This is a genomic window from Streptomyces sp. S.PNR 29 (assembly GCF_030386795.1).
GTDB lineage: Bacteria > Actinomycetota > Actinomycetes > Streptomycetales > Streptomycetaceae > Streptomyces.
This window is the reverse complement of the sequence record NZ_JANUQM010000007.1, coordinates 284,206-307,473: the sequence shown is the minus strand read 5'-3', so window position 1 is coordinate 307,473 and position 23,268 is coordinate 284,206. Positions and strand designations below refer to the sequence as shown.

Here is a 23,268-nt window from a genome sequence, read left to right as displayed (position 1 = left end):
GGTTCGGCCCCGCCGGAATGCCCCCCGTGGTGCCGCATCCTCGCCCCGCCGGCGCCCGTGTCGGGTGACGCCTCGGCCGTCTGTTCCGGGCCGGCCCTTCGTCCGGTGCCCGGCCCCGGCTACACCGCCGCCTTCGCCGCCTTCAGGGCCTCCGCCAGGCGTTCCGGCTCGCGCGTCGACAGGTACAGGTACGGCGTCGGGTCCTCGGGGTCGGTGACCTCGACGCGCAGGGCCGTGGGGATGTAGGCGCGCAGCAGCAGGAAAGCGCGCGTGTCGGCCTTGTGGGTGCGCCAGGCACGGGCCTCCTCGGCGTCCAGCACCTGCGCCTCGCCCAGGGCCGTGACCGGGATCTTCGCGTCGCCCGCGATCAGGGAGTCGCCCACGACACGGATGCGGACCGAACCGTACGAGCTGGTGACGACCGCCGCGGCCGCGGTGCCGCCGGCCAGGCCGCCGAGCATCGGCAGCGTGCCGAACGGGAGCAGGATCAAGGCCATCGACAGCCCCACCAGGAAGCAGACCAGCCACCAGGAGCGGGGCGCGGTGAGGCGTTCTTCGTACGGGGCGGCGGAGAGCTGCATGGAGCCAAGCTTGGCATGGTGTCGGGGCAGTACCGACGCGCGGGTAAGGTCTGCGGCTGTGAGTGGTACTTCCGCAGCTCTTCAGCCTCCCGCCGACGCGGTGAAACCGGTGCGACATCCGGACGCCCCCGCGCCCGGTGAGCTTCTGGGGGCGCACTACGGCCAGTGCTTCGGCTGTGGCGGCGAACAGCCGCACGGGCTGCGTCTTCAGGCACGGGCCGGCGAAGGCGTCTCGCTCACCGCCGAGTTCACCGTGCAGGCCGCCCACCAGGGCGCTCCCGGCCTCGCGCACGGCGGTGTACTGGCCGCCGCCCTGGACGAGACCCTCGGCTCCCTGAACTGGCTGCTGCGGACCATCGCGGTGACCGGACGGCTGGAGACCGACTTCGTGCGGCCCGTGCAGGTCGGTACGACGCTCCATCTGCAGGCCGAGGTGACCGCGGTGGCCGGGCGGAAGATCTACTCGACCGCGACCGGGCGGATCGGCGGCCCGGACGGACCGGTCGCCGTACGGGCCGACGCGCTCTTCATCGAGGTCAAGGTCGACCACTTCATCGACCATGGCCGCGAGCAGGAGATCCAGGCCGCCATGAACGACCCGGACCAGATCCGGCGCGCCCGCGCCTTCGAGGTGAACCCGTGAGCCGCGACCCCGTGAACGTACTGATCCGCCGCGTCGACCCCGACGTACCGCTTCCGACGTACGCACACCCCGGTGACGCGGGTGCGGATCTGCGCACCACCGAGGCGTGCGAACTGGGGCCCGGGGAGCGGGCCGTGCTGCCCACGGGAGTGGCTGTCGCGCTCCCGGAGGGGTACGCGGCCTTCGTGCATCCGCGGTCCGGTCTGGCCGCCCGCTGCGGTGTCGCCCTCGTGAATGCCCCGGGGACGGTTGATGCCGGGTACCGTGGGGAGATCAAGGTGATCGTGGTGAATCTCGACCCGCGCGAGCCCGTGCGGTTCGAGCGCTTCGACCGGATTGCCCAACTGGTCGTCCAGCAGGTCGAGAGGGTCCGCTTCCGTCAGGTCGCGGAGCTTCCCGGCTCGGCGCGGGCCGAGGGGGGCTTCGGGTCCACCGGGGGTCATGCCGCGGTGGACGACGGAGGCGGCACAAGCGGTCAGGCCGCCTTGAGCGGCACGACGGGTGGGAATCGATACGCTTCGGTCGTATCCGACCGGGAAGGACAGTGACGTGTTCGGACGTCGCAAGAAGAAGGGTGCCGCCGAGGACGCGGCCGGCGAGGCCGAGCAGGTCGTCGACAGCGTCGACACTGAGGCGGACGACGAGGTCGAGCGGGTCAGGCTCGAACCCGAACCGCGGCCCGACGGCCCCTGGGACAGCTCCGAGGTACGCGACCCGGCCGAGGGCCGCGTGGACCTGGGCGGCCTGTTCGTGCCGGGGGTCGACGGCATGGAGCTGCGGGTGGAGGTCGCGGGCGACGCGATCGTCGCGGCGACCGTCGTGCTGCACGACAGCGCCATCCAGCTGCAGGCATTCGCCGCGCCCAAGCGCGAGGGCATCTGGGGCGAGGTGCGTGAGGAGATCGCGACCGGCATCACCCAGCAGGGTGGCATCGTCGACGAGGTCGAGGGGCCGCTCGGCTGGGAGCTGCGGGCCCAGGTGCCCGTGCAGCTGCCGGACGGCACGGGCGGCTTCCAGGTCGTGCGGTTCGTCGGTGTGGACGGGCCCCGCTGGTTCCTGCGCGGCGTGATCTCGGGCCAGGGCGCGGTGCAGCCGCAGGCCGCCGGACTGCTGGAGCAGATCTTCCGGGACACGGTCGTGGTCCGCGGCGAGGGCCCGATGGCGCCTCGCGACCCGATCGTCCTGAAGCTGCCGAACGACGCGCAGATGGTCCCCGAAGGGGTCCAGCAGGAAGAGGGCGGCTCCCGCTTCTCCGGCGGCATGGGCCAGCTGCAGCGCGGACCGGAGATCACCGAGGTCCGGTAGCGGTAGGAGGAACCGCCGAAGGACCGCACCCATCGCGCGGTGCGGTCCTTTGTCATGTGCGGATCCGTGACGTGGGGACGGCGGCATGTGCCGACCCGGCCCGAACCGTTGATCGATCGGCCGCCCGGCGGGGATACTGACCCGGTCCCATGGGGGAGGGCAGATGAGCCAGGTGGTCACCGAGACCATGGTGCGCGTCGAGAACGTGCACAAGTCGTACGGGCGGGGAGCCGCCGCCGTCCACGCGCTGCGGGGGGTCTCCTTCGAGCTGCCGCGCGGCGAACTCGTCGCCCTCAAGGGGCGTTCCGGCTCCGGGAAGACCACGCTCCTCAACATCGTCGGCGGGCTCGACGCGCCGGACGAGGGGCGGGTCACGGTCGACGGGAAGGATCTCGCGGCGCTGGACGAGGACGGGCTGCTCGCTCTGCGCCGGGACCGTGTCGGCTTCGTCTTCCAGTCCTTCGGGCTCATCCCGATCCTCACCGCCGCCGAGAACGTGGGGGTGCCGATGCGGCTGCGCCGGGCCCATCCGCGCGAGCGCGAGGAGCGTGTCGAGCTGCTGCTCTCCCTGGTCGGCCTCGCCGACCACGCGGCCCAGCGGCCCGGCGAGCTCTCCGGCGGCCAGCAGCAGCGCGTCGCCATCGCCCGCGCCCTGGCCAACAACCCCGCACTCCTCATCGCCGACGAGCCGACCGGCCAGCTGGACGCGGAGACCGGTCACGCCGTGATGGAACTGCTGCGGGCGGTCGTCCGCAGCGAGCAGGTCACGGCCCTGGTCGCCACGCACGACTCGACCCTGCTCGACCTGGCCGACCGGGTGCTGGAGCTGCGCGACGGGGAGATCGGCGAGGGCTGACCGCCGCTGTGCGTCAGGGTTCCGTCAAAGACGGCCCCGCGACCCTGCCCGGGCCCTTTTGTCAGGATTGCTGGCCGTAAGGTCGACCCTGCGCAGTCAGCAGACCGGAAGACATGGGGCATGAGACGCGGGAAGCTTTGCATCTACCTCGGTGCGGCACCGGGCGTCGGAAAGACGTACGCGATGCTGTCCGAGGCGCACCGCCGCGTCGAGCGGGGCACGGACTGCGTGGTGGGCTTCGTCGAGCACCACGGCCGGCACCGCACCGAGGCGATGCTGCACGGTCTGGAACAGATCCCGCGCAGGCAGCTGGAGTACCGGGGTGGGACCTTCCCCGAGATGGACCTGGACGCCGTCCTGGCCCGCGGCCCCGAGGTGGCGCTCGTGGACGACCTCGCCCACACCAACGCTCCCGGCTGCCGCAACGCCAGGCGCTGGCAGGACGTGGAGGAGCTGCTGGCCGCCGGCATCGACGTGGTCTCGACCGTCAACATCCAGCACCTGGAGTCGCTGGGCGATGTCGTCGAGTCGATCACGGGCGTACGGCAGCAGGAGACCGTCCCGGACGAGGTGGTGCGGCGGGCCGACCAGATCGAGCTGGTCGACATGTCGCCTCAGGCGCTGCGCCGCCGGATGGCGCACGGCAACATCCACCAGCCGGACAAGGTCGACGCGGCCTTGTCGGACTACTTCCGGCCCGGCAACCTCACCGCGCTGCGGGAGCTGGCGCTGCTGTGGGTGGCGGACCGGGTCGACGAGTACCTGAAGCAGTACCGCAGTGAGCACCGGGTGTCGCGGATCTGGGGTTCGCGGGAGCGGATCGTGGTCGGCCTGACCGGCGGTCCGGAGGGTCGGACGCTGATCCGCCGGGCGGCCCGTCTGGCGGAGAAGGGCGCGGGCGGTGAGGTGCTGGCGGTGTACATGGCGCGCAGCCACGGGCTCACCTCGGCCTCGCCCAAGGAACTCGCGGTGCAGCGGACGCTGGTGGAGGACCTGGGCGGAACCTTCCACCATGTCGTCGGCGACGACATACCGGCCGCGCTGCTGGACTTCGCGCGCGGGGTGAACGCCACCCAGATCGTCCTCGGCTCCTCGCGCCGCAAGACCTGGCAGTACGTCTTCGGCCCCGGCGTCGGCGCCACCGTCGCCCGGGACTCCGGACCCGACCTCGACGTGCACATCGTCACCCACGACGACGTCGCCAGGGGGCGTGGGCTCCCGGTGGCCCGGGGCGCGCGGCTCGGGCGGGCCCGGCTGCTGTGCGGCTGGCTGGTCGGCGTCGCCGGCCCGGCGATCCTCGCGGCCCTGCTCAACACCGTGCCTCTCGGACTCGCCAACGGCATGCTGCTGTTCCTCACGCTGACGGTGGCGGCGGCCCTGCTCGGCGGCCTCCTCCCGGCACTCTCCTCGGCCGTCTTCGGGACACTGCTGCTGAACTACTTCTCCACACCGCCCCTGCACCGGCTCACCATCGCGGACCCCAAGAACATCGTCGCCCTGGTGATCTTCGTCGGCGTCGCGGTCTCCGTGGCCTCGGTCGTCGACCTGGCGGCCCGCCGCACCGACCAGGCGGCCCGGCTGCGCGCCGAGTCGGAGATCCTGTCCTTCCTCGCGGGCGACGTGCTGCGCGGCGAGACCAGCCTGGAGGCGCTGCTGGAGCGGGTCCGCGAGACCTTCGGCATGGAGTCGGCCGCCCTGCTGGAACGGGAGAGCGAGGTGGCGCCCTGGACGTGTGCGGGGCGGGTCGGCCTCGGGCGGCCGGTGCAGCGGCCGGAGGACGCGGACGTGGACATGCCCGTCGGCGACCACATGGCGCTCGCACTGACGGGCCGGGTGCTGCCGGCCGAGGACCGCCGGGTGCTGTCCGCGTTCGCCGCCCAGGCCGCCGTCGTCCTGGACCGGCGGCGTCTGCGGGAGGAGGCCGACCGGGCACGTGCGCTGGCCGAGGGCAACCGCATCCGCACCGCCCTGCTGGCCGCCGTCAGCCACGACCTCCGTACACCGCTGGCGGGGATCAAGGCGGCGGTCTCCTCGCTGCGGTCGGACGACGTGGCGTGGTCCGAGGAGGACCGGGCGGAGCTGCTGGAGGGCATCGAGGAGGGCGCCGACCGCCTCGACCACCTCGTGGGCAACCTGCTCGACATGTCCCGGCTGCAGACCGGCACGGTCACGCCGATCATCCGTGAGATCGACCTCGACGAGGTGGTGCCGATGGCGCTGGGCGGGGTGCCCGAGGACAGCGTGGAACTGGACGTTCCGGAGGCGCTGCCCATGGTCGCCGTGGACGCGGGACTGCTGGAGCGGGCCGTCGCCAACCTCGTCGAGAACGCCGTCAAGTACAGCCCGGCCCAGGTGCTCGTGTCGGCGAGTGCCCTGGGCGACCGGGTCGAGGTGCGGGTCGTCGACCGCGGGCCGGGCGTCCCGGACGAGGCCAAGGACCGCATCTTCGAGCCCTTCCAGCGGTACGGTGACGCCCCGCGCGGAGCGGGCGTGGGGCTCGGGCTGGCCGTGGCTCGCGGCTTCGCCGAGGCCATGGGGGGAACGCTGAACGCCGAGGACACGCCCGGCGGGGGCCTCACCATGGTGCTCACGCTCCGCGCGGCCGAGTCGCGCAGGGAACTTCCGGACCGAGCGGAACCGGAGAGGCAGGCCTCATGGTGAGCCCGACCGGGGGGACCCCGCAGGCCCCCACGCGGGTGTTGGTCGTCGACGACGAGCCGCAGATCGTGCGTGCCCTCGTGATCAACCTCAAGGCGCGCACGTACGAGGTCGACACGGCCCACGACGGCGCCACCGCCCTCCGGCTCGCCGCCGCCCGCCACCCCGACGTCGTCGTCCTCGACCTGGGCCTGCCCGACATGGACGGCGTCGAGGTGATCAGGGGCCTGCGCGCCCGGACCCGGGTGCCGATCCTGGTGCTGTCCGCGCGGCACTCCTCCGACGAGAAGGTGCACGCGCTGGACGCGGGGGCCGACGACTACGTCACCAAGCCCTTCGGCATGGACGAGCTGCTGGCCCGGCTGCGGGCCGCCGTACGCCGCGCCGAGCCGGTCCGGGACGGCGAGGACGACGTGATCGTGGAGACCGACGAGTTCACCGTCGACCTGGCCGCGAAGAAGGTGAACCGGGGCGGCGGGGACGTACGGCTGACGCCCACGGAGTGGCACCTGCTGGAGGTGCTCGTGCGTAACGCCGGCCGCCTGGTCGGCCAGAGGCAGCTGCTGCAGGAGGTGTGGGGGCCGTCGTACGGGACGGAGACGAACTACCTGCGCGTGTACATGGCGCAGTTGCGGCGGAAGCTGGAGGCGGATCCGTCGCATCCCAAGCACCTCATCACCGAGCCGGGGATGGGGTACCGCTTCGAGAAGTGACGCCGGTTCGGGCACCGACCCCGGTGGGTACGTAGCTGTCAGTGCACCCCGGTACGCTTCAGATATGAGTCCTGTTCCTCGTTCCGACAAGCCGGTGGGCCGGTTCCGGCGCATGTTCGACCGGCTCTCCTCTTCGCAGGAGGACCTGGAGTCCGAGGAGCTGCGGGAGGACGCCGACACCGCCGGCGCCACGCGGATCGGTGACTGCCAGGACCGACAGATCGTCACGGTTGCTGGTACCTTGCGCACGGTCACCCTACGGCCGCGCGCGGGAGTCCCCGCGCTGGAGGCGGAGCTGTTCGACGGCTCCGCCGCCCTGGACGTGGTGTGGCTCGGCAGGCGCTCCATCGTGGGGATAGAGCCGGGGCGCAAGCTGATCGCATCGGGCCGGATCTCGATGAGCCGGGGCCGCCGGGTGCTGTTCAACCCGAAGTACGAACTGAGACCCCTCGGACGGGAGTAGCCGGTGACGTCACTCGACAAGCCGACGGAAGACACATCCGCGGACGACGCCCGGGCGGTGACGGAAGCCGCGCTGTTCGAGGCGTTCGGCGGGGTGCGGGGCATGGTCGAGACGGTGCTGCCCGGCCTTCTCTTCGTCACGATCTACACGCTCAACAAGGACCTGCACATGTCGGCGATCGCGGCGCTGGCCGTGTCGCTGGTGCTGGTCGTGGTCCGGCTGGCGATGAGGGACACCGTCAAGCACGCCTTCAGCGGTGTCTTCGGCGTCGCCTTCGGTGTCGTCTTCGCGATGATGACGGGCAACGCCAAGGACTTCTATCTGCCCGGCATGCTCTACACGCTGGGTCTGGGCCTCGCCTACATCGTCACGACCCTGTGCGGTGTGCCGCTGATCGGTCTGATGCTCGGCCCGGTCTTCAAGGAGAACCTCTCCTGGCGCACGCGCAACCCCGGCCGCAAGAAGGCGTACGCCAAGGCCAGCTACGCCTGGGGCGCGATCCTGCTCGCCAAGTGCGCGATCCTCTTCCCGCTGTACTGGTGGGCGGACACGACCCAGCTCGGCTGGGTGCTGGTCGCGCTCAAGATCCCGCCGTTCCTGCTCGCCGTGTGGCTGACGTGGGTGTTCCTCGCGAAGGCGCCCGCGCCGATCGACGTGTTCGCGGAGATGGAGGCCCAGGAGAAGGCCGAGGAGGAGCGGAAGGCGGCGCTGGCCGCGGAGCGCGGAGAGACGGCGGGCAGCCACCGGCGCGAGGCCTAGACCAGCCCCCGGTCCCGTACGACGACGGAGGGCGCCCTGACAGTTCAGGGCGCCCTCCGTCGTCGTACTCCTCCGGTCAGCTCGCCGCGCCGTCCCGGCGTACCGACAGCAGGTCCTCCAGCTGCTCCTCACGAGCCGGTGCGGCCACGAACAGAAGCTCGTCGCCCGCCTCCAGGGAGTCGTCCTGGGACGGGGTGAGGACGCGTGTGCCGCGGATGATGGTGACGAGGGAGGTGTCCTCGGGCCACTCGACGTCGCCGACCTGGGTGCCGGCCAGCGCCGACTCCTCCGGCAGGGTCAGCTCGACGAGGTTGGCGTCGCCGTGGCTGAAGCGCAGCAGCCGGACCAGGTCGCCGACGCTCACCGCCTCCTCGACCAGAGCGGACATCAGGCGGGGGGTGGAGACGGCCACGTCCACGCCCCAGGACTCGTTGAACAGCCACTCGTTCTTCGGGTTGTTCACCCGGGCGACGACGCGCGGAACGCCGTACTCCGTCTTCGCCAGCAGGGAGACGACCAAGTTGACCTTGTCGTCGCCCGTCGCGGCGATCACCACGTTGCAGCGCTGGAGCGCCGCCTCGTCCAGGGACGTGATCTCGCAGGCGTCGGCGAGCAGCCACTCCGCCTGCGGGACGCGCTCGACCGAGATCGCGGTCGGCGCCTTGTCGATGAGCAGGACCTCGTGGCCGTTCTCCAGCAGCTCGCCCGCGATCGAGCGGCCGACCGCGCCGGCTCCGGCAATGGCGACCCTCATCAGTGACCGCCCTCCTCTTCAGGGCCCTTGGCGAAGGCCGCCTCGACCTTGTCGACCTCGTCGGTGCGCATCATCACATGCACCAGATCGCCCTCCTGCAACACCGTCTGCGAGGTGGGCAGGATCGCCTCGCCCAGCCGGGTCAGGAACGCCACGCGGACGCCCGTCTCCTCCTGCAGCCTGCTGATCTTGTGGCCCACCCAGGACGTGGAGGCGTGCACCTCGGCGAGCTGCACCCCGCCGGTGGGGTCGCGCCACAGCGGCTCGGCGCCCGAGGGGAGCAGGCGGCGCAGCATCTGGTCGGCCGTCCAGCGGACGGTCGCGACGGTGGGGATGCCGAGGCGCTGGTAGACCTCGGCGCGGCGGGGGTCGTAGATGCGGGCGGCGACGTTCTCGATGCCGAACATCTCGCGGGCCACGCGTGCGGCGATGATGTTGGAGTTGTCGCCGCTGGAGACGGCGGCGAAGGCGCCGGCCTCCTCGATGCCCGCCTCGCGCAGGGTGTCCTGGTCGTAGCCGACTCCGGTGATCCGGCGACCGCCGAACGAGGAGCCCAGGCGGCGGAAGGCGGTGGGGTCCTGGTCGATCACGGCGACCGTGTGGCCCTGTTGCTCCAGGGTCTGGGCGAGAGCGGACCCCACTCGTCCGCAGCCCATGATGACAATATGCATCGCGTCACACCGCGCTTCCTGCAGACCCTCTGACCTTCGTGAATGTCGTGCTCATGTCTCTCTTTCGGCTCGCCAGGCAACACGTCGCGGCCTGTGTGCGGGCCGCAGGGCAACATCATGCCGGTGGATACCGCTTGTGATGCCCCCCGGGGGGCCGGGCGCCGCGTTCAAAACGTGCCTGTCTCCAACGTATCTGCCATGCCGAGGGGGCTGCCCGGCGCCCGGGACCACCGCCGGGCGGCACGCCCCGGGCAAGGGTGGCGCGACGGCAGTCGGGGGCATCGGTTGTGGGGAACTCCTGGGGCGGGCGGCGGCGTTGGAGGCGGGGGTGTTGCGGGCGGGAGGCGGACCCCCACGCCCGGTCACACCGTCACCGGCGGCTGATGCTCCGGACGCTCGCGAGGGTCAGGATTCCGAGGCCGATGAGGGCGGCTGCGGCGCCGATCAGTTCTGCGGTGGCGTGCATGGAACCTCCAGGGGGCGGCGACAGCCGGGGGAATCGGGGGCCCTGTCCTGTGGGCGGCGGGCCGACAGGCGGGCCTAGTCATATAGGCATGGGAACCCGGCGAGCTGCCGAATCCGCAGCCGAGCGGCCTTCGATTTCACCCGGAGAGCAGACGTCGCGCAGAGGTGGGCGACGGGGGCTCCACGTCTCCGGCGCAGCCGCGGGCGGGGGAGGGTGGGCGACGCCCCATTCGAACGCTTACGATCCTCTGTTGTGTCCAAACTGACCGACGTGCCCAAACGGATCCTCATCGGGCGCGCACTGCGCAGTGACCGGCTGGGGGAAACTCTCCTGCCGAAGCGCATCGCCCTGCCCGTCTTCGCCTCCGACCCGCTGTCCTCCGTGGCGTACGCGCCCGGAGAGGTGCTGCTGGTCCTCTCCATCGCGGGCGTGTCGGCATACCACTTCAGCCCCTGGATCGCGGTCGCGGTCGTCGTGCTGATGTTCACCGTGGTCGCCTCCTACCGGCAGAACGTGCACGCCTATCCGAGCGGCGGCGGCGACTACGAGGTCGCGACCACCAACCTCGGGTCCAAGGCGGGCCTGACGGTGGCGAGCGCACTCCTCGTCGACTACGTCCTCACCGTCGCCGTGTCCATCTCGTCCGGCATCGAGAACCTCGGGTCCGCGGTCCCCTTCGTCGTCGAGCACAAGGTGTTCTGCGCGATCGCCGTGATCGTGCTGCTGACGCTGATGAACCTGCGCGGCGTCCGGGAGTCGGGCACGATCTTCGCCATCCCGACCTACGTGTTCGTCGCGGGCGTCTTCACCATGATCGCCTGGGGCACGTTCCGCGGACTGGTCCTCGACGACACCATGCGGGCGCCGACCGCGGACTACCAGATCAAACCCGAACACCAGGGCCTGGCCGGCTTCGCCCTGGTCTTCCTCCTGCTGCGCGCCTTCTCCTCCGGCTGTGCCGCGCTCACCGGCGTCGAGGCGATCTCCAACGGTGTTCCGGCCTTCCGCAAGCCCAAGTCCAAGAACGCGGCGACCACGCTGGCGATGATGGGCCTGCTCGCCGTCACCATGTTCTGCGGCATCATCGCGCTGGCCGCGGCGACCAAGGTGCGCATGGCGGAGAACCCGGCCGTCGACCTCATCCACAACGGCACCCCGCTCGGCGCGGACTACGTGCAGAACCCGGTCATCTCCCAGGTCGCCGAGGCCGTCTTCGGCAAGGGCAGCTTCCTGTTCATCGTGCTGGCCGCGGCCACCGCGCTGGTGCTGTTCCTCGCCGCGAACACCGCCTACAACGGCTTCCCGCTGCTCGGCTCGATCCTCGCCCAGGACCGTTACCTGCCGCGCCAGCTGCACACCCGCGGCGACCGCCTCGCCTTCTCCAACGGCATCGTGCTGCTGGCCGGCGCGGCCACGCTCCTGGTGTGGATCTACGGCGCCGACTCCACGCGGCTGATCCAGCTGTACATCGTCGGCGTCTTCGTGTCCTTCACGCTCAGCCAGACCGGCATGGTCCGGCACTGGAACCGCCACCTGGCCACCGAGAAGGACGCTGCCAAGCGGCGCCACATGGTCCGTTCTCGCGCCATCAACGCCTTCGGTGCCTTCTTCACCGGCCTGGTGCTGGTCGTCGTCCTCGTCACCAAGTTCTCGCACGGCGCCTGGGTCGCGCTGCTCGGCATGTGCATCTTCTACGCGACGATGACGGCGATCCGCAGGCACTACGACCGCGTCGCCGAGGAGATCGCGGCCCCCGAGGGCCCGAGCGACGACATCGTACGGCCGTCCCGCGTCCACTCGGTCGTGCTGATCTCCAAGATCCACCGTCCGACCCTGCGTGCCCTCGCCTACGCCAAGCTGCTGCGCTCGGACACCCTGGAAGCGCTCAGCGTCAACGTCGACCCGGCGGAGACCAAGGCGCTGCGCGAGGAGTGGGAGCGGCGCGGCATCGACGTACCGCTGAAGGTGCTGGACTCTCCGTACCGCGAGATCACGCGGCCCGTCATCGAGTACGTCAAGAGCCTGCGCAAGGAGTCGCCGCGCGACGCGGTCTCCGTGATCATCCCCGAGTACGTGGTCGGCCACTGGTACGAGCACCTGCTGCACAACCAGAGCGCGCTCCGGCTCAAGGGCCGGCTGCTGTTCACGCCGGGCATCATGGTGACCTCGGTGCCGTACCAGCTGCAGTCCTCCGAGGCGGCCAAGCGGCGGGCCCGCAGGCGTCAGGAATGGAACGCGCCCGGCGCGGTGCGGCGCGGGCCCGCGCAGGAGCGGGCGAAGGAGTCCTCGTCGGCCAACTAGACTGGTGGGCTGTTGTCCGCCCGTTCCCCCTCAGAAGTTGTGGAGTTCCCCCGCCATGCAGGCAGAACCGAAGAAGTCACTGGTGGGGGAGGAGTACGAGGTCGAGATCGGCCCCGTCGCCCACGGCGGCCACTGCATCGCCCGCACGTCCGAGGGCCAGGTGCTGTTCGTCCGGCACGCACTGCCCGGTGAGCGAGTCGTCGCACGGGTGACCGAGGGCGAGGAGGGGGCCCGGTTCCTCAGGGCGGACGCCGTGCGGGTGCTGGAGGCCTCCAAGGACCGGATCGACGCCCCCTGCCCGTTCGCCGGCCCCGGCCGCTGCGGTGGCTGCGACTGGCAGCACGCCAAGCCGGGCGCCCAGCGGCGGCTGAAGGGCGAGGTGATCGCCGAGCAGCTGCAGCGGCTCGCGGGCCTCACGCCTCAGGAGGCGGGCTGGGACGGCACGGTGGTGCCGGCCGAGGGCGACAAGGTGCCCGCGGGCGAGGTCCCGGCGTGGCGCACCCGCGTGCAGTACGCGGTGACCGCCGACGGCCGCGCGGGCCTGCGCCGGCACCGCTCCCACGAGGTCGAGCCGATCGACCGCTGCCTGATCGCCGCCGAGGGGGTCAGCGAGCTGGGCATCGAGAAGCGCGACTGGACCGGCATGGACTCCGTCGAGGCGATCGCGGCGACGGGCTCCCAGGACCGGCAGGTGATCCTGACGCCGAAGCCGGGCGCGCGCCTGCCGCTCGTGGAACTGGACCGCCCGGTGTCCGTCATGCGGGTCGACGAGAGGTCCGGCGGCGTCCACCGCGTCCACGGCCGCCCCTTCGTCCGCGAGCGCGCGGACGGACGGACGTACCGTGTCGGAGGCGGCGGCTTCTGGCAGGTCCACCCCAAGGCGGCGGACACGCTCGTCACGGCGGTCATGCAGGGCCTGCTGCCGCGCAAGGGCGACATGGCGCTCGACCTGTACTGCGGCGTCGGCCTGTTCGCGGGTGCGCTCGCCGACCGGGTCGGCGAGCAGGGCGCGGTCCTCGGTATCGAGCACGGCAAGCGCGCGGTGGAGGACGCCCGGCACAACCTGGCCGACTTCGACCGTGTGCGTATCGAGCAGGGAAAGGTCGAGTCGGTGCTGCCGCGGACGGGCATCACCGAGGTCGACCTGATCGTCCTGGACCCGCCCCGCGCGGGGGCGGGCCGTAGGACGGTGGCGCATCTCGCGTCGCTGGGGGCGCGGAGGATCGCCTACGTGGCGTGCGATCCGGCGGCGTTGGCGCGGGATCTGGGGTACTTCCGGGACGGGGGGTACCGGGTGCGCACGTTGCGGGCGTTCGATCTGTTTCCGATGACCTCGCATGTGGAGTGCGTGGCCGTTTTGGAGCCCGCGGGAGATCTCCCTCGCCGCCCTTGATCCAGCGCTCACGGTCGTGGAGCAGGCGAGCAGGTCAGTTGCGTCCGGCCATGACACCGCCATCGACGTCCCAGACGGCACCGGTGACCCAGTCGGTCTGGTTCGACAGGAGGAAGGCGACGGTGGCGGCGACGTCCTTGGAGGTGCCGGTCCGGCCCAGGGGATGGAAGGTGTTGAAGCCGTCGAGCGCGGAGTCGACGTCCGCCTTGGGGATGAACTCCTCGTAGATCGGGGTGCGCACGACGGCGGGAGCGACGGCGTTGACGCGGATGCCGTGCGGGGCCAGTTCCATCGCGAGGTGCTGGGTCAGTGCGTGCAGTCCGGCCTTGGCCATCGAGTACGCCGACGAGGGCGTCGCGGCGATGGCCTGGTGCGCCCACATGGAGCCGATGGTGACGACGGCTCCCCTCGCCCCGCGGGCGATCATGTTGCCGGCCACGGTCTGGGTGAGGAAGAAGAAGGCCCGGTTGATGGCCTGGTAGCGGTCGTAGTCCTCGCAGGTGTGCTCCAGGAAGGGCTTCGGGGCGAAGACACCGGCCGCGTTGACCAGGAGGGTGGCGTCGGCGTGCTCTTAGGTGAGGACGGCGCGCAGCCGCTCGACGGCCACGGGGTCGGCCAGGTCGGCCGCCAGTCCGGCGGCCTTGCCATGGGCGGCCGGTGGGGGACGTCGGGCGAGGTGAGCTTGGAGCGGGGGACCATCGCCGAGCCCAGGCCGAGCTTCGTCCAGTCCTCCAGGACCTGGTAGCCGGCGGCTTCTCCCGGATAGGTGCGCAGGGGCATCTCGTTCGCCTGGAAGAGCTGTGTGGTGAACGTGGTCAGGCCACAGGTGTCCGGTACGAGGATGAACTGCTCCTTGCCGGCCTCTTCCAGTTCGAGCGGAGCCTCCTCGGCGGGATCGGGGCTGACGACGACGATCGGCTCGACGTCGATGACCCGGTGCTCGAAGCGCGGCATCGGGGCCACGGCCGGGATCAGGATGATGTCGAGCCGGCCGGCCAGCAGGCATTCCCGCAGTTCCTGCATGTTCGCCTCACGCAGCACGAGGTCGCGGGGCTCGGGCAGGTCGCAGACCATGCTGAACGCCCGGGCGACCAGATGTGAGCCGATCAGAGGGGAGAGGCCCATGCGGATCTTCTGCTCGCCGGGGTCGGTCAGCCGTCGCGCCTCCGCCGCGACGGCGTCGAGCGCGGCCAGCGCCCGCTCGATCAGGGGCAGGATCCGGGCACCGAAGGCGGTCTGGGTCACCCCGCGCGGCGATCGGTCGAACAGCCTGTCACCGAGGCGCTCCTCAAGTTTGGCGATCCCGTTGGACAGGGCGGGCTGGGTGACTCCGTACGCCCGCGCGGCCGCGCTGAAGGACTTGGTCTCCGCGACTGCCTGGGCGTAGCGGAGCCCTTCGGGGTTCAGACGATCGGTCATAGCCATGCCTTATCACTGCGTTCACTGATGCCCCCTACCGGGCCTGCCGGCTTCTGCCCGGGCGGGCCCCCCGGCTGGTTCAGCATAACCAGCGGCTATGTCGGGCTCAGGGCCGCACGCGGTAGGTCAGGTGCGTGACCAGTGTTGCCGACCGCGACTTCACCTGCTCCAGTTCCAGTGGCGGGACGCCCTCGAAGAGCCGCGTGCCGGCACCGAGCGTGAACGGCACGATGTGCAGCCGCAGCTCGTCGATCAGGCCGGCGGCGAGGTACTGGTTGATGGTGTTCGCGCCGCCCTGGATCGAGACATCGCCGTCGGCGGCCGCCGCCTGTGCCTGTGCCAGTGCCGAGGCGATTCCGTCAGTGACGAAGTGGTACGTGGTGCCGCCGTCCATCGGCTGCGGCTCGCGCGCGTGGTGGGTGAGCACGAACACCGGCGCGTGGAACGGCGGATCGTCGCCCCACCAGCCGTTCCACTGCCGGTCCCACTCACCGCGCACCGGGCCGAACATGTTGCGCCCCATGATGAATGCTCTGGCGGCGGTCATCCGGTCGACCTCGGCCCGGTTCTCGTCGGGCGTGTCGAACATCCAGGCGTGCAGCTTGTCGCCCGAGCCGTTGCCGCCGTCGTCGCCGAACGGGCGTTCCTCGGTCTGGTTCAGCCCGGCCGAATACCCGTCGGCCGAGATCGTGATGTCGCAGACCACCCTGCCCATGCGTTGGGTCATCGCTCCCCCTGCCCGTAGCGACCTCCGTCGCCTCCGCGGTGATCTTTCCGGCAAGCGTCAGCAAACAGGCACAGTATGGCATTCAATACCACATGACCACATGCCGACGTAGGTGGTGAGGGTGCGTGCGGCGTGCAGGGCTCTGCTCCTGCATGGCTTACGAGGAGCAGGAGGCCGCTCTAGGCGGCCGGCGCCTGCTCCGGCAGCACGTGGTCGCCGACCTTGTCCGTGCTCAGGCACAGGGAGCAGACGACCGCGTCATGGGTGGCGCAGGCGGCCAGGTCGGGGCGCTCGTAGGGCTGGTGGCAGACGTGGCAGTCGTACGTCGTCCCGCTGGGGTTGCCCTGCGCGTCGAGGAGCGGCTCGGCGATGCCGTCGTCGGTGCGGCGCAGGTAGTACCTGCCCTTGGTGACGACCGCCATCAGCGGGGTGAGGACGAAGGCGATGACGGCCGCGGCGACGGGGGAGTACGGCTGCAGGGTGTCACCGAGAGCGTGGAAGTACAGGGCGATGGACAGGCCGGAGGCGGCGACGAAGGCCACGACGCCGACCGGGTTGACGGCGTACAGCATGCCCCGGCGGAACTCCGGCTGGAGCGGGGAGAGCTTCAGCAGGTACTTGTTGACGCCGATGTCGGTGGCCACGGTGACGACCCAGGCGATCGCGCAGTTCGAGTAGAAACCGAGGATGCTGTTGAGGAAGCTGAACATGTCGGCTTCCATCAGGGCCAGCGCGAAGCCCAGGTTGACCAGGACGAAGACCATGCGGCCGGGGTAGCGCCTGGTCACCCGGGTGAAGGAGTTCGTCCACGCCAGCGAGCCGGAGTACGCGTTCGTCACGTTGATCTTGATCTGGCTGATCACGACCAGCGCCACGGCGAGCGGGACGACCATCCAGGACGGCATCATCGCGTCGAACGCGCCGCGGAACTGCTGGATCGGCTCGGGAGCGGCCGTCGGGCCGACCTCGGCCAGGATGTACACGGCGAGGAAGACACCGATGGCCTGCTTCAGCGCGCCGAGCACCACCCAGCCGGGCCCGGCCATGACCACCGCGGTCCACCAGCCGCGCTTGTTCGCCTCGGTCCTGGGCGGCATGAAGCGCAGATAGTCGATCTGCTCACCGATCTGCGCGATCAGCGACAGACACACACCCGCGCCGAGCAGCACGGAGGCGGTGTTCACGCCGCCTTCGCCGTCCGTGCCCGGGTAGGCGAGGAAGCGGTCGACGGTGCCGGGATCCTCGGCGACCAGGTAGACCAGCGGGGCGACCATCAGCAGCAGCCAGATGGGGGTCGTCCACACCTGGAGCTTGCTGAGCGCCTTCATGCCGTAGATGACCAGCGGCACCACCATCAGCGTGGAGACCAGGTAGCCCAGCCACAGCGGGAGTCCCAGGCCGAGTTTGAGGCCCTGGGCCATGATCGAGCCCTCCAGGGCGAAGAAGATGAAGGTGAAGCTGGCGAAGATGACGCTGGTCAGGACCGAGCCGTAGTAGCCGAAGCCGGAACCGCGGGTGATCAGGTCCAGGTCGATGTTGTAGCGGGCGCCGTAGTACGCCAGCGGAAAGCCGGTGACGAAGATGACCACCGCGGCGACGGCGATCGCCAGGAGCGCGTTGCCGGTGCCGTGCGCCAGGCCGATGCCGGCGCCGATGGAGAAGTCGGCCATGTAGGCGATGCCGCCGAGCGCGGTGGTCGCCACGACCATGGGGGTCCAGCGGCGGTAACTGCGCGGCGCGAAGCGGAGGGTGTAGTCCTCCAGGGTCTCCTTGGTCGCCTGGCTGGTCGGGGAGGCCGGCGCTGCGGCCGTCTCGGGCGGCTCCGTGATGCTCAGCTTCGAATCCATGATCGGACAGGCTAGAAACCGCTTGTTACCCGAAACACCGTCGTGTCGTGAACGGGTCGTTTCCGGGGGTCCGGGGGCTCCGGAGGCTCCGGGGCTTTGGGAGCTCCGGGGGCTCCGGGGCTTTGGGGCCCACACCAGCGGGCTGCGGTCGCACGCGCGGCGGACTTCCTCGACGGCGCCGCAGCGCTGATGGTGTCGAAGAGCAGCTCCGGCGGTACCCGGGAGTCGACGCAGGAGAGGATCACGCCGAAGGGATTGGGGGTAACGCTCGGCGTCGAGGAGTGGAAAGGAGCACCTCGATGTTCTTCATCGACACCCTGGAGGTGAAAGGTCTCGGCAACCGCAGCTATGTCGCGGGAGGCCAGCGTACGGCCGTCGCGGTGGACCCCCCGAGGGACATCGACCGGGTGATCGCCGCGGCTGCCCGCCGGGGAGTGCGCATATCCCAGGTCGTGGAGACGCATCTGCACAACGACTACGTGACGGGCGGACTGGAGCTGGCCCGGGTCACGGGCGCCGCCTATCTGGTCCCGGCCGGCGCGCGGGTCTCCTTCGAGCGGGTCCCCGTGGACGACGGCGACACCGTGGACATCGGCTCGGGTCTCACCCTGCGCGCCCTCGCCACCCCCGGCCACACTCCGCACCACACCTCCTACGTGCTGGAGGAGGCCGGAGCGGCCGTCGCCGTCTTCACCGGCGGATCCCTGCTCATCGGCGCGGTGGGCCGCCCGGACCTCGTCGAGCCGCGCCTGACCGAGCGACTGGCCCGCGAGCAGCACGCCTCCGCCCGCCGCCTCGCCGCCGAACTGCCCGACGAGACGCCGGTCCTGCCCACCCACGGCTTCGGCAGCTTCTGCTCCTCCGTGCAGGCCGAGGGCGACGCCGCGACCATCGGCAAGGAGAAGACGGCCAACCAGGCCCTCCTGCAGGACGCCGAGACCTTCGTACGGCACCTGCTGGCCGGCCTGGACGACGTGCCCGCGTACTACGCGCACATGGCACCCGTCAACGCGGCCGGCCCACCCCCGGTGGACCTGACCCCGCCCGCCGTCGCCGACGCCGAGGACATCGCGGTGCGGCTGGCGGCCGGCGAGTGGGTGGTGGACCTGCGGAACCGGGTCGCCTTCGCCGCGGGCCACGTCGCGGGCTCCTTCAACTTCGAGGCGGACGGGAAGCTCGCCGCCTATCTGGCCTGGCTGATCCCGTGGGGCAAGCCCGTGACGCTGCTGGCCGAGTCCCCGGACCAGTTGGCGGCCGCCCAGCGGGAGCTGGCCCGGGTCGGCATCGACCGTCCCGCCGCCGCGGCGACCGGCGAACCCGCCTCGTGGACCCGTGCGGGGGAGTCGCCGGCCTCCTTCCCGCGGGCCGGCTTCGCCGAACTGGCGTCAGCCGGCGGCGAGATCGTCGTCCTGGACGTCCGCCGGGACGCGGAACGGGCCGACGGGTACGTCCAGGGCTCGGCGCACATCCCGATCCACACCCTGCACCAGCGGATCGACGAGGTGCCGGCCGGTCAGGTGTGGGTGCACTGCGCCAGCGGCATGCGCGCTGCGATCGGGGCCTCGCTGCTGGACGCGGCGGGCCGTGACGTCGTCGCCGTGGACGACACGTTCGACGCGGCCGCGAGGGCAGGACTGCCGGTCATCGGCGGCTGACCGGCACCGCGGACGCCCCTGGGCTGTCCGGCGTATCTTGCCGGGCTCTCCCTGAGCACAGCCGGTGCTGTGGCACTTGACGGTGCTTCCGATCAATTGGGTCGACACCCGTTCCGACCTTCGGGAAACTCCTGGCGATGACTCAACGAACCGACACGCCGCCCGCGTGGGACGAGCGTACGCAGCTGGTCACCTTCCTGGACTACGCCCGTGACACCGCGCGAGCCAAGTGTGAGGGCGTGTCCGCCGAAGACGCCCGCAAGGCCCCGCTACCGAGTTCACCGCTGATGACGTTGTGCGGGCTGATCAGCCATCTACGGTGGGTCGAGTACTACTGGTTCCAAGTGATGTTTCTGGGCGAGGAGCTCGCGGGGCCGCTCGCTGAGGCGACCGACGATGATCCCGACCCTGAGATGCGGACAGCAGCCGACGTCCCGTTGCCCCAGCTTCTCGCCGAGTACGAGGAGCAGAGCGCCCGCTACCGTCGCCTGGTGTCCGACCACGACCTGAACGCAACGGCCAAGCGTTCCATCAGCGACGGCCGCCACGTCGACCTCCGGTGGGTGATCCTCCACCTCATTGAGGAGACGTCCCGCCACAACGGCCACCTCGATGTCGTGCGTGAGCTCATCGACGGGCGGACCGGCGCCTAATACCGCATCAGGCGACGTTTGCGCTGCCTGTACGGTCAGGGCATGCATGCCAGCGGCTCGGAATCGATCTCCCTGCGGGCGAGAGCGGCGGCTACCTGCACGACGACGAACAGGTGCTGACACGGCTTGCTGAGCTGTCCCAAGTCCCGGTCGGTGCCAGGATGTGCGGATCGGTGGGCATGCCCGTGGCGAAGATCGCCGAGGTGACATTGACCAGCGCATGGCCTCGCTCGCCGGACCCCTGCCCTCAGCGCCGCAGCCGCCGGACCAGTCCCGCTGCCGTGCCCGCGGCGGCCAGCCCCGCGCCGGCCAGGGTCAGAGCCCTGGCCGTCCGCCCCGGCGGCGTGGGCCGGGCACCCGGGGCGACGCCGTACGCGCTGCCCGGGGCGTCGGGCACGGCCGAGGCCAGCAGTTCCGCCAGGTGGACCGCCTCGTGGCCGCCGCTGTCCAACTCGTGGATCTGGGTACGGCAGCTGAAGCCGTCGGCGAGGACGACGGTACTCGCGTCCTCCTCCCGCAGCCGCGGCAGCAGCACCTGCTCCGCGCACGCCTCGCTGACCTCCAGATGACCGCGTTCGAAGCCGAAGTTGCCGGCCAGCCCGCAGCAGCCGGACTCCAGCCGCTCGGTGCCGACCCCGGCGCGCCGCAGCAGCTCCTGGTCGGCGTCCCAGCCCAGCACGGCGTGCTGGTGGCAGTGCACCTGGGCGACGGCTCGCGCGGACCGGTCGGGCACCTGCGGGGGCTCGTAGCCGGGGGAGTGCTCGGTGAGCAACTCGGCCAGCGTCACCGTCTGGTCCCGCAGCCGGCGCACGTCCCGGTCGCCCGGGAACAGCTCGGCCGCGTCCGACCGGAACACGGCCGTACAGCTGGGCTCCAGCCCGACGACCAGCCCGCCCGCCCGGACGTGCTCCGCGAGACGGCGCACGGTCCGGGTCAGTACCCGTTCGGCGATGCCGAGCTGCCCGGTGGAGATCCAGGTCAGCCCGCAGCACAGGGGTTCCGTCGGCAGCTCGACCCGCCAGCCCGCGTGCTCCATCAGCCGTACGGCAGCCTGGCCGATGTGCGGGTGGAAGTGGTTGGTGAAGGTGTCGGGCCACAGCAGGACGGTGCCGCGCTCCCCGTCGCCGTACGGCTCACGACCGGCGAACCACTGCTGCAGCGTCCGCCCGGCGAACAGCGGCACCTCCCGGTCCTCCACGCCCGCGACCGCGACGGCGGCCTTCGACAGCGGCGGGGTGTGGGTGAGGGCGTTGACCACCGGCCCGAGCCGGGTGCGGCCGACGGCCTGGGCGAGCGCGGGCAGCCAGCCCATCGACAGGTCGGAGCGGGGCCTGCGCCATGGGCGGCCCTCGTAGTGGTGCGACAGGAACTCCGCCTTGTATGTGGCCATGTCCACGTCGGCCGGACAGTCCTTCTTGCAGCCCTTGCACGCCAGGCACAGGTCGAGCGCGTCCTTGACGGCCTGCGAGCGCCAGCCGTCCCGGATGGCGCTGTCACCGTGCCCGTCGAGCATCTCGAACAGCAGCCGGGCCCGCCCGCGCGTGGAGTGCTCCTCCTCCTTCGTGACCTGGTACGACGGGCACATCACCGAGCCGCCCTGGTGGGTGTGCTGCCGGCACTTCCCGACGCCGACGCACCGGTTGGCGGCCTCCGCGAAGGACCCGCCGTCGTGCGGGAACCGGAAGTGCAGGTCGCGGGGGACGTACGGGGCCCAGTCGCCGCCCAGGCGCAGGTTCTCGTCCAGCCGGTACGGGGCGACGACCTTCCCCGGGTTCATCCGGTCCAGCGGGTCGAACACGGCCTTCAGCCGCCCGAACGCCTCCACCAGCTCGTCCCCGAACATCCGCGGCAGCAGCTCGCCCCGGCTCTGCCCGTCCCCGTGCTCACCGGACAGGGAGCCGCCGAACTCGACGACCAGATCCGCCGCCCGCTCCATGAAACGCCGGTACGTGGCCACCCCGTCCGCGCTGTACAGGTCGAAGGGGATCCGGGTGTGCACGCAGCCCTGCCCGAAGTGGCCGTACAGGCTGGGCCCGGTGTCGCTCTGGTAGCCGAACTCCTCGAACAGCGCCCGGAGCCGGCGCAGATAGTCACCGAGCCGCTCGGGCGGCACCGCCGAGTCCTCCCAGCCCTCGAACGTGTCGGGCCGGTCCGGGATGTGCGCGGTGGCGCCGAGGCCCGCCTCACGGACCTGCCACAGCTCCTCCTCCCGCTTCGGGTCGTCCAGGAACGCGACGTTCGGATCGTGCTCCGTCTCGTGCAGCGCCTGAAGCATCCGGTGCGCCCGGGCGTCGGCCTCCTCGACCGTGTCCGCGCCGAACTGCACCATCAGGAAGGCGTGGCCGTCGGGCAGTTCGGAGAGGGCCTTGCCATTGAGATGCTTGATCTGCTCGTCCCGGACCAGCCGGGAGTCGACGCCCTCCAGCGCGATCGGCTCGTGCGGCAGGACCTCGGGCACGGCGTCGGCCGCCCGCTCGATGCTGTCGAACCCCAGCACCACCAGCGTCCGTTCCCGCACCACCGGCACCAGCTCCAGCTCCGCCCGCATCACGGTGACCAGCGTCGACTCGCTGCCGACCAGGAGCCCGGCGACGTCGAAGCCGTGCTCCGGCAGCAGCGAGTCCAGGTTGTAGCCGGACACCCGGCGCGGGATGTCCGGGAAGCGGCGCCGGATCTCGTCCGCGTAGGTGTCGCGCAGGGACCGCAACTGCCGGTACACGGCCGCCCGCAGGTCGCCGTGCCGCTCGATCTCGGCGTACTCCTCGTCGCTGGTCCTCCCGCACCAGAAGCGGGTGCCGTCGTACAGCAGCACCTCCAGGCGGGCGATGTTGTCGACGACCTTGCCGTGCGCCTGCGCGGTCGCACCGCAGGAGTTGTTGCCGATCATGCCGCCGATCGTGCAGTTCGCGTGTGTGGCGGGTTCGGGGCCGAAGCGCAGGCCGGCCGGCGCGAGCTGCCGGTTCAGTTCGTCCAGCACGATGCCGGGCTGCACGACACACCGGCGGGCGTCCTCGTCCACGGACTCCAGGCGCGTGCAGTACTTCGACCAGTCCAGCACCACACCGGCGTTGGCGCACTGCCCGGCCAGACTGGTCCCGCCGCCCCGCGACAGCACCGGCGCGCCGTACTCGCGGGCCACCGCCACCGCCTCCGCGCCCGCCTCCGGGGTACGCGGGACGACCACGCCGATCGGTGTCTGCCGGAAGTTCGAGGCGTCGGTCGCGTACGCCGCCCGGCTGCCTGCGTCGAACCGGACCTCCCCGTCGACCCGTTCACGCAGTGCCGCCTCCAGCGCCTCGACGTCGACGGGCGGAGCGGCCCCGTCACGGATGACCGGTTCGGGCAGGTCCAGCGCGCCCATGGAGCCTCCTTCACGTCTCGGCACGTCAGGCGCCGGGTACCCC

General features: G+C 71.2%; 20 protein-coding genes. 12 read left to right on the top strand and 8 right to left on the bottom strand.

Translation table 11 applies throughout. The annotated features are described in order from the left end of the window. Positions 1-119 precede the first annotated feature (119 nt). Positions 120-581, bottom strand: coding sequence for a DUF3093 domain-containing protein (locus tag NW895_RS20960; RefSeq protein ID WP_289937283.1), 462 nt, complete (start codon positions 579-581; stop codon positions 120-122). A 58-nt stretch (positions 582-639) separates the two neighbouring features. Between NW895_RS20960 and NW895_RS20955 the strand changes: the two genes are divergently transcribed. The 8 genes from NW895_RS20955 to NW895_RS20920 all read left to right on the top strand — a co-directional run bounded on the left by NW895_RS20955 (position 640) and on the right by NW895_RS20920 (position 7,978). After that, positions 640-1,224, top strand: a complete 585-nt coding sequence (locus NW895_RS20955; RefSeq protein WP_289937282.1) for a PaaI family thioesterase — start codon at positions 640-642, stop codon at positions 1,222-1,224. Further along, positions 1,221-1,772 carry a dUTP diphosphatase gene (gene dut, locus NW895_RS20950; protein ID WP_289937281.1) on the top strand — a complete coding sequence of 184 codons (552 nt, stop codon included), beginning with the start codon at positions 1,221-1,223 and terminating at the stop codon, positions 1,770-1,772. The genes NW895_RS20955 and dut overlap by 4 nt, the downstream gene beginning before the upstream one ends. Before the next feature lies 1 nt (position 1,773). Continuing rightward, positions 1,774-2,529, top strand: coding sequence for a DUF3710 domain-containing protein (locus tag NW895_RS20945; RefSeq protein ID WP_289937280.1), 756 nt, complete (start codon positions 1,774-1,776; stop codon positions 2,527-2,529). Positions 2,530-2,692: 163 nt separating this feature from the next. Next, positions 2,693-3,385, top strand: a complete 693-nt coding sequence (locus NW895_RS20940; protein ID WP_289937279.1) for an ABC transporter ATP-binding protein — start codon at positions 2,693-2,695, stop codon at positions 3,383-3,385. A 120-nt stretch (positions 3,386-3,505) separates the two neighbouring features. Then, a complete protein-coding gene (locus NW895_RS20935; protein ID WP_289937278.1) occupies positions 3,506-6,046 on the top strand; it encodes a sensor histidine kinase KdpD in 2,541 nt (846 codons plus the stop codon). Further along, positions 6,040-6,756, top strand: coding sequence for a response regulator (locus tag NW895_RS20930; protein ID WP_289937277.1), 717 nt, complete (start codon positions 6,040-6,042; stop codon positions 6,754-6,756). Before NW895_RS20935 ends, NW895_RS20930 begins: the two co-directional genes overlap by 7 nt. A gap of 64 nt (positions 6,757-6,820) precedes the next feature. Further along, on the top strand, positions 6,821-7,219 hold the full coding sequence (locus NW895_RS20925) for an OB-fold nucleic acid binding domain-containing protein (RefSeq protein WP_289937276.1): 399 nt from the start codon (positions 6,821-6,823) through the stop codon (positions 7,217-7,219). A gap of 3 nt (positions 7,220-7,222) precedes the next feature. Further along, a complete protein-coding gene (locus NW895_RS20920; protein ID WP_289937275.1) occupies positions 7,223-7,978 on the top strand; it encodes a DUF3159 domain-containing protein in 756 nt (251 codons plus the stop codon). Between the two features lie 76 nt (positions 7,979-8,054). On the opposite strand, the gene NW895_RS20915 is transcribed toward NW895_RS20920, so the two are convergent. After that, a complete protein-coding gene (locus NW895_RS20915; protein WP_289937274.1) occupies positions 8,055-8,732 on the bottom strand; it encodes a TrkA family potassium uptake protein in 678 nt (225 codons plus the stop codon). Further along, entirely contained in the window at positions 8,732-9,403 is a 672-nt protein-coding gene (locus tag NW895_RS20910) for a TrkA family potassium uptake protein (RefSeq protein ID WP_289937273.1), read from the bottom strand. The genes NW895_RS20915 and NW895_RS20910 overlap by 1 nt, the downstream gene beginning before the upstream one ends. A 718-nt stretch (positions 9,404-10,121) precedes the next feature. Here NW895_RS20910 and NW895_RS20905 point away from each other — a divergent pair. Both NW895_RS20905 and NW895_RS20900 read left to right on the top strand, forming a co-directional pair. Further along, positions 10,122-12,170 (top strand): APC family permease, encoded by a 2,049-nt coding sequence (locus tag NW895_RS20905; protein WP_289937272.1) that lies wholly within the window; start codon positions 10,122-10,124, stop codon positions 12,168-12,170. Positions 12,171-12,225: 55 nt separating this feature from the next. Beyond that, positions 12,226-13,563, top strand: coding sequence for a class I SAM-dependent RNA methyltransferase (locus NW895_RS20900; protein WP_289937271.1), 1,338 nt, complete (start codon positions 12,226-12,228; stop codon positions 13,561-13,563). A 34-nt stretch (positions 13,564-13,597) separates the two neighbouring features. Here NW895_RS20900 and NW895_RS20895 read toward each other — a convergent pair whose 3' ends face one another. From NW895_RS20895 to NW895_RS20880, 4 genes are all read right to left on the bottom strand, one after another. After that, complete coding sequence (locus NW895_RS20895) at positions 13,598-14,074, bottom strand: SDR family oxidoreductase (RefSeq protein WP_289937398.1); 477 nt, start codon at positions 14,072-14,074, stop codon at positions 13,598-13,600. Next, complete coding sequence (locus tag NW895_RS20890; RefSeq protein WP_289937270.1) at positions 13,987-14,982, bottom strand: LysR family transcriptional regulator; 996 nt, start codon at positions 14,980-14,982, stop codon at positions 13,987-13,989. Before NW895_RS20890 ends, NW895_RS20895 begins: the two co-directional genes overlap by 88 nt. A gap of 106 nt (positions 14,983-15,088) precedes the next feature. Beyond that, positions 15,089-15,709 (bottom strand): dihydrofolate reductase family protein, encoded by a 621-nt coding sequence (locus NW895_RS20885; protein ID WP_289937269.1) that lies wholly within the window; start codon positions 15,707-15,709, stop codon positions 15,089-15,091. Between the two features lie 179 nt (positions 15,710-15,888). Beyond that, positions 15,889-17,556, bottom strand: a complete 1,668-nt coding sequence (locus NW895_RS20880) for an allantoin permease (RefSeq protein WP_289937268.1) — start codon at positions 17,554-17,556, stop codon at positions 15,889-15,891. 299 nt (positions 17,557-17,855) lie between these two features. Here NW895_RS20880 and NW895_RS20875 point away from each other — a divergent pair, with 299 nt between their 5' ends. Both NW895_RS20875 and NW895_RS20870 read left to right on the top strand, forming a co-directional pair. Beyond that, the gene (locus NW895_RS20875; RefSeq protein ID WP_289937267.1) at positions 17,856-19,211 is read left to right on the top strand and encodes an MBL fold metallo-hydrolase; all 1,356 of its coding nucleotides are present in this window, start codon (positions 17,856-17,858) and stop codon (positions 19,209-19,211) included. Positions 19,212-19,348: 137 nt separating this feature from the next. Beyond that, entirely contained in the window at positions 19,349-19,864 is a 516-nt protein-coding gene (locus NW895_RS20870) for a DinB family protein (protein WP_289937266.1), read from the top strand. A gap of 247 nt (positions 19,865-20,111) precedes the next feature. Here the strand turns inward: NW895_RS20870 and NW895_RS20865 are convergent, their stop codons facing one another. Then, positions 20,112-23,225 (bottom strand): FAD-binding and (Fe-S)-binding domain-containing protein, encoded by a 3,114-nt coding sequence (locus NW895_RS20865; RefSeq protein WP_289937265.1) that lies wholly within the window; start codon positions 23,223-23,225, stop codon positions 20,112-20,114. Positions 23,226-23,268 lie beyond the last annotated feature (43 nt).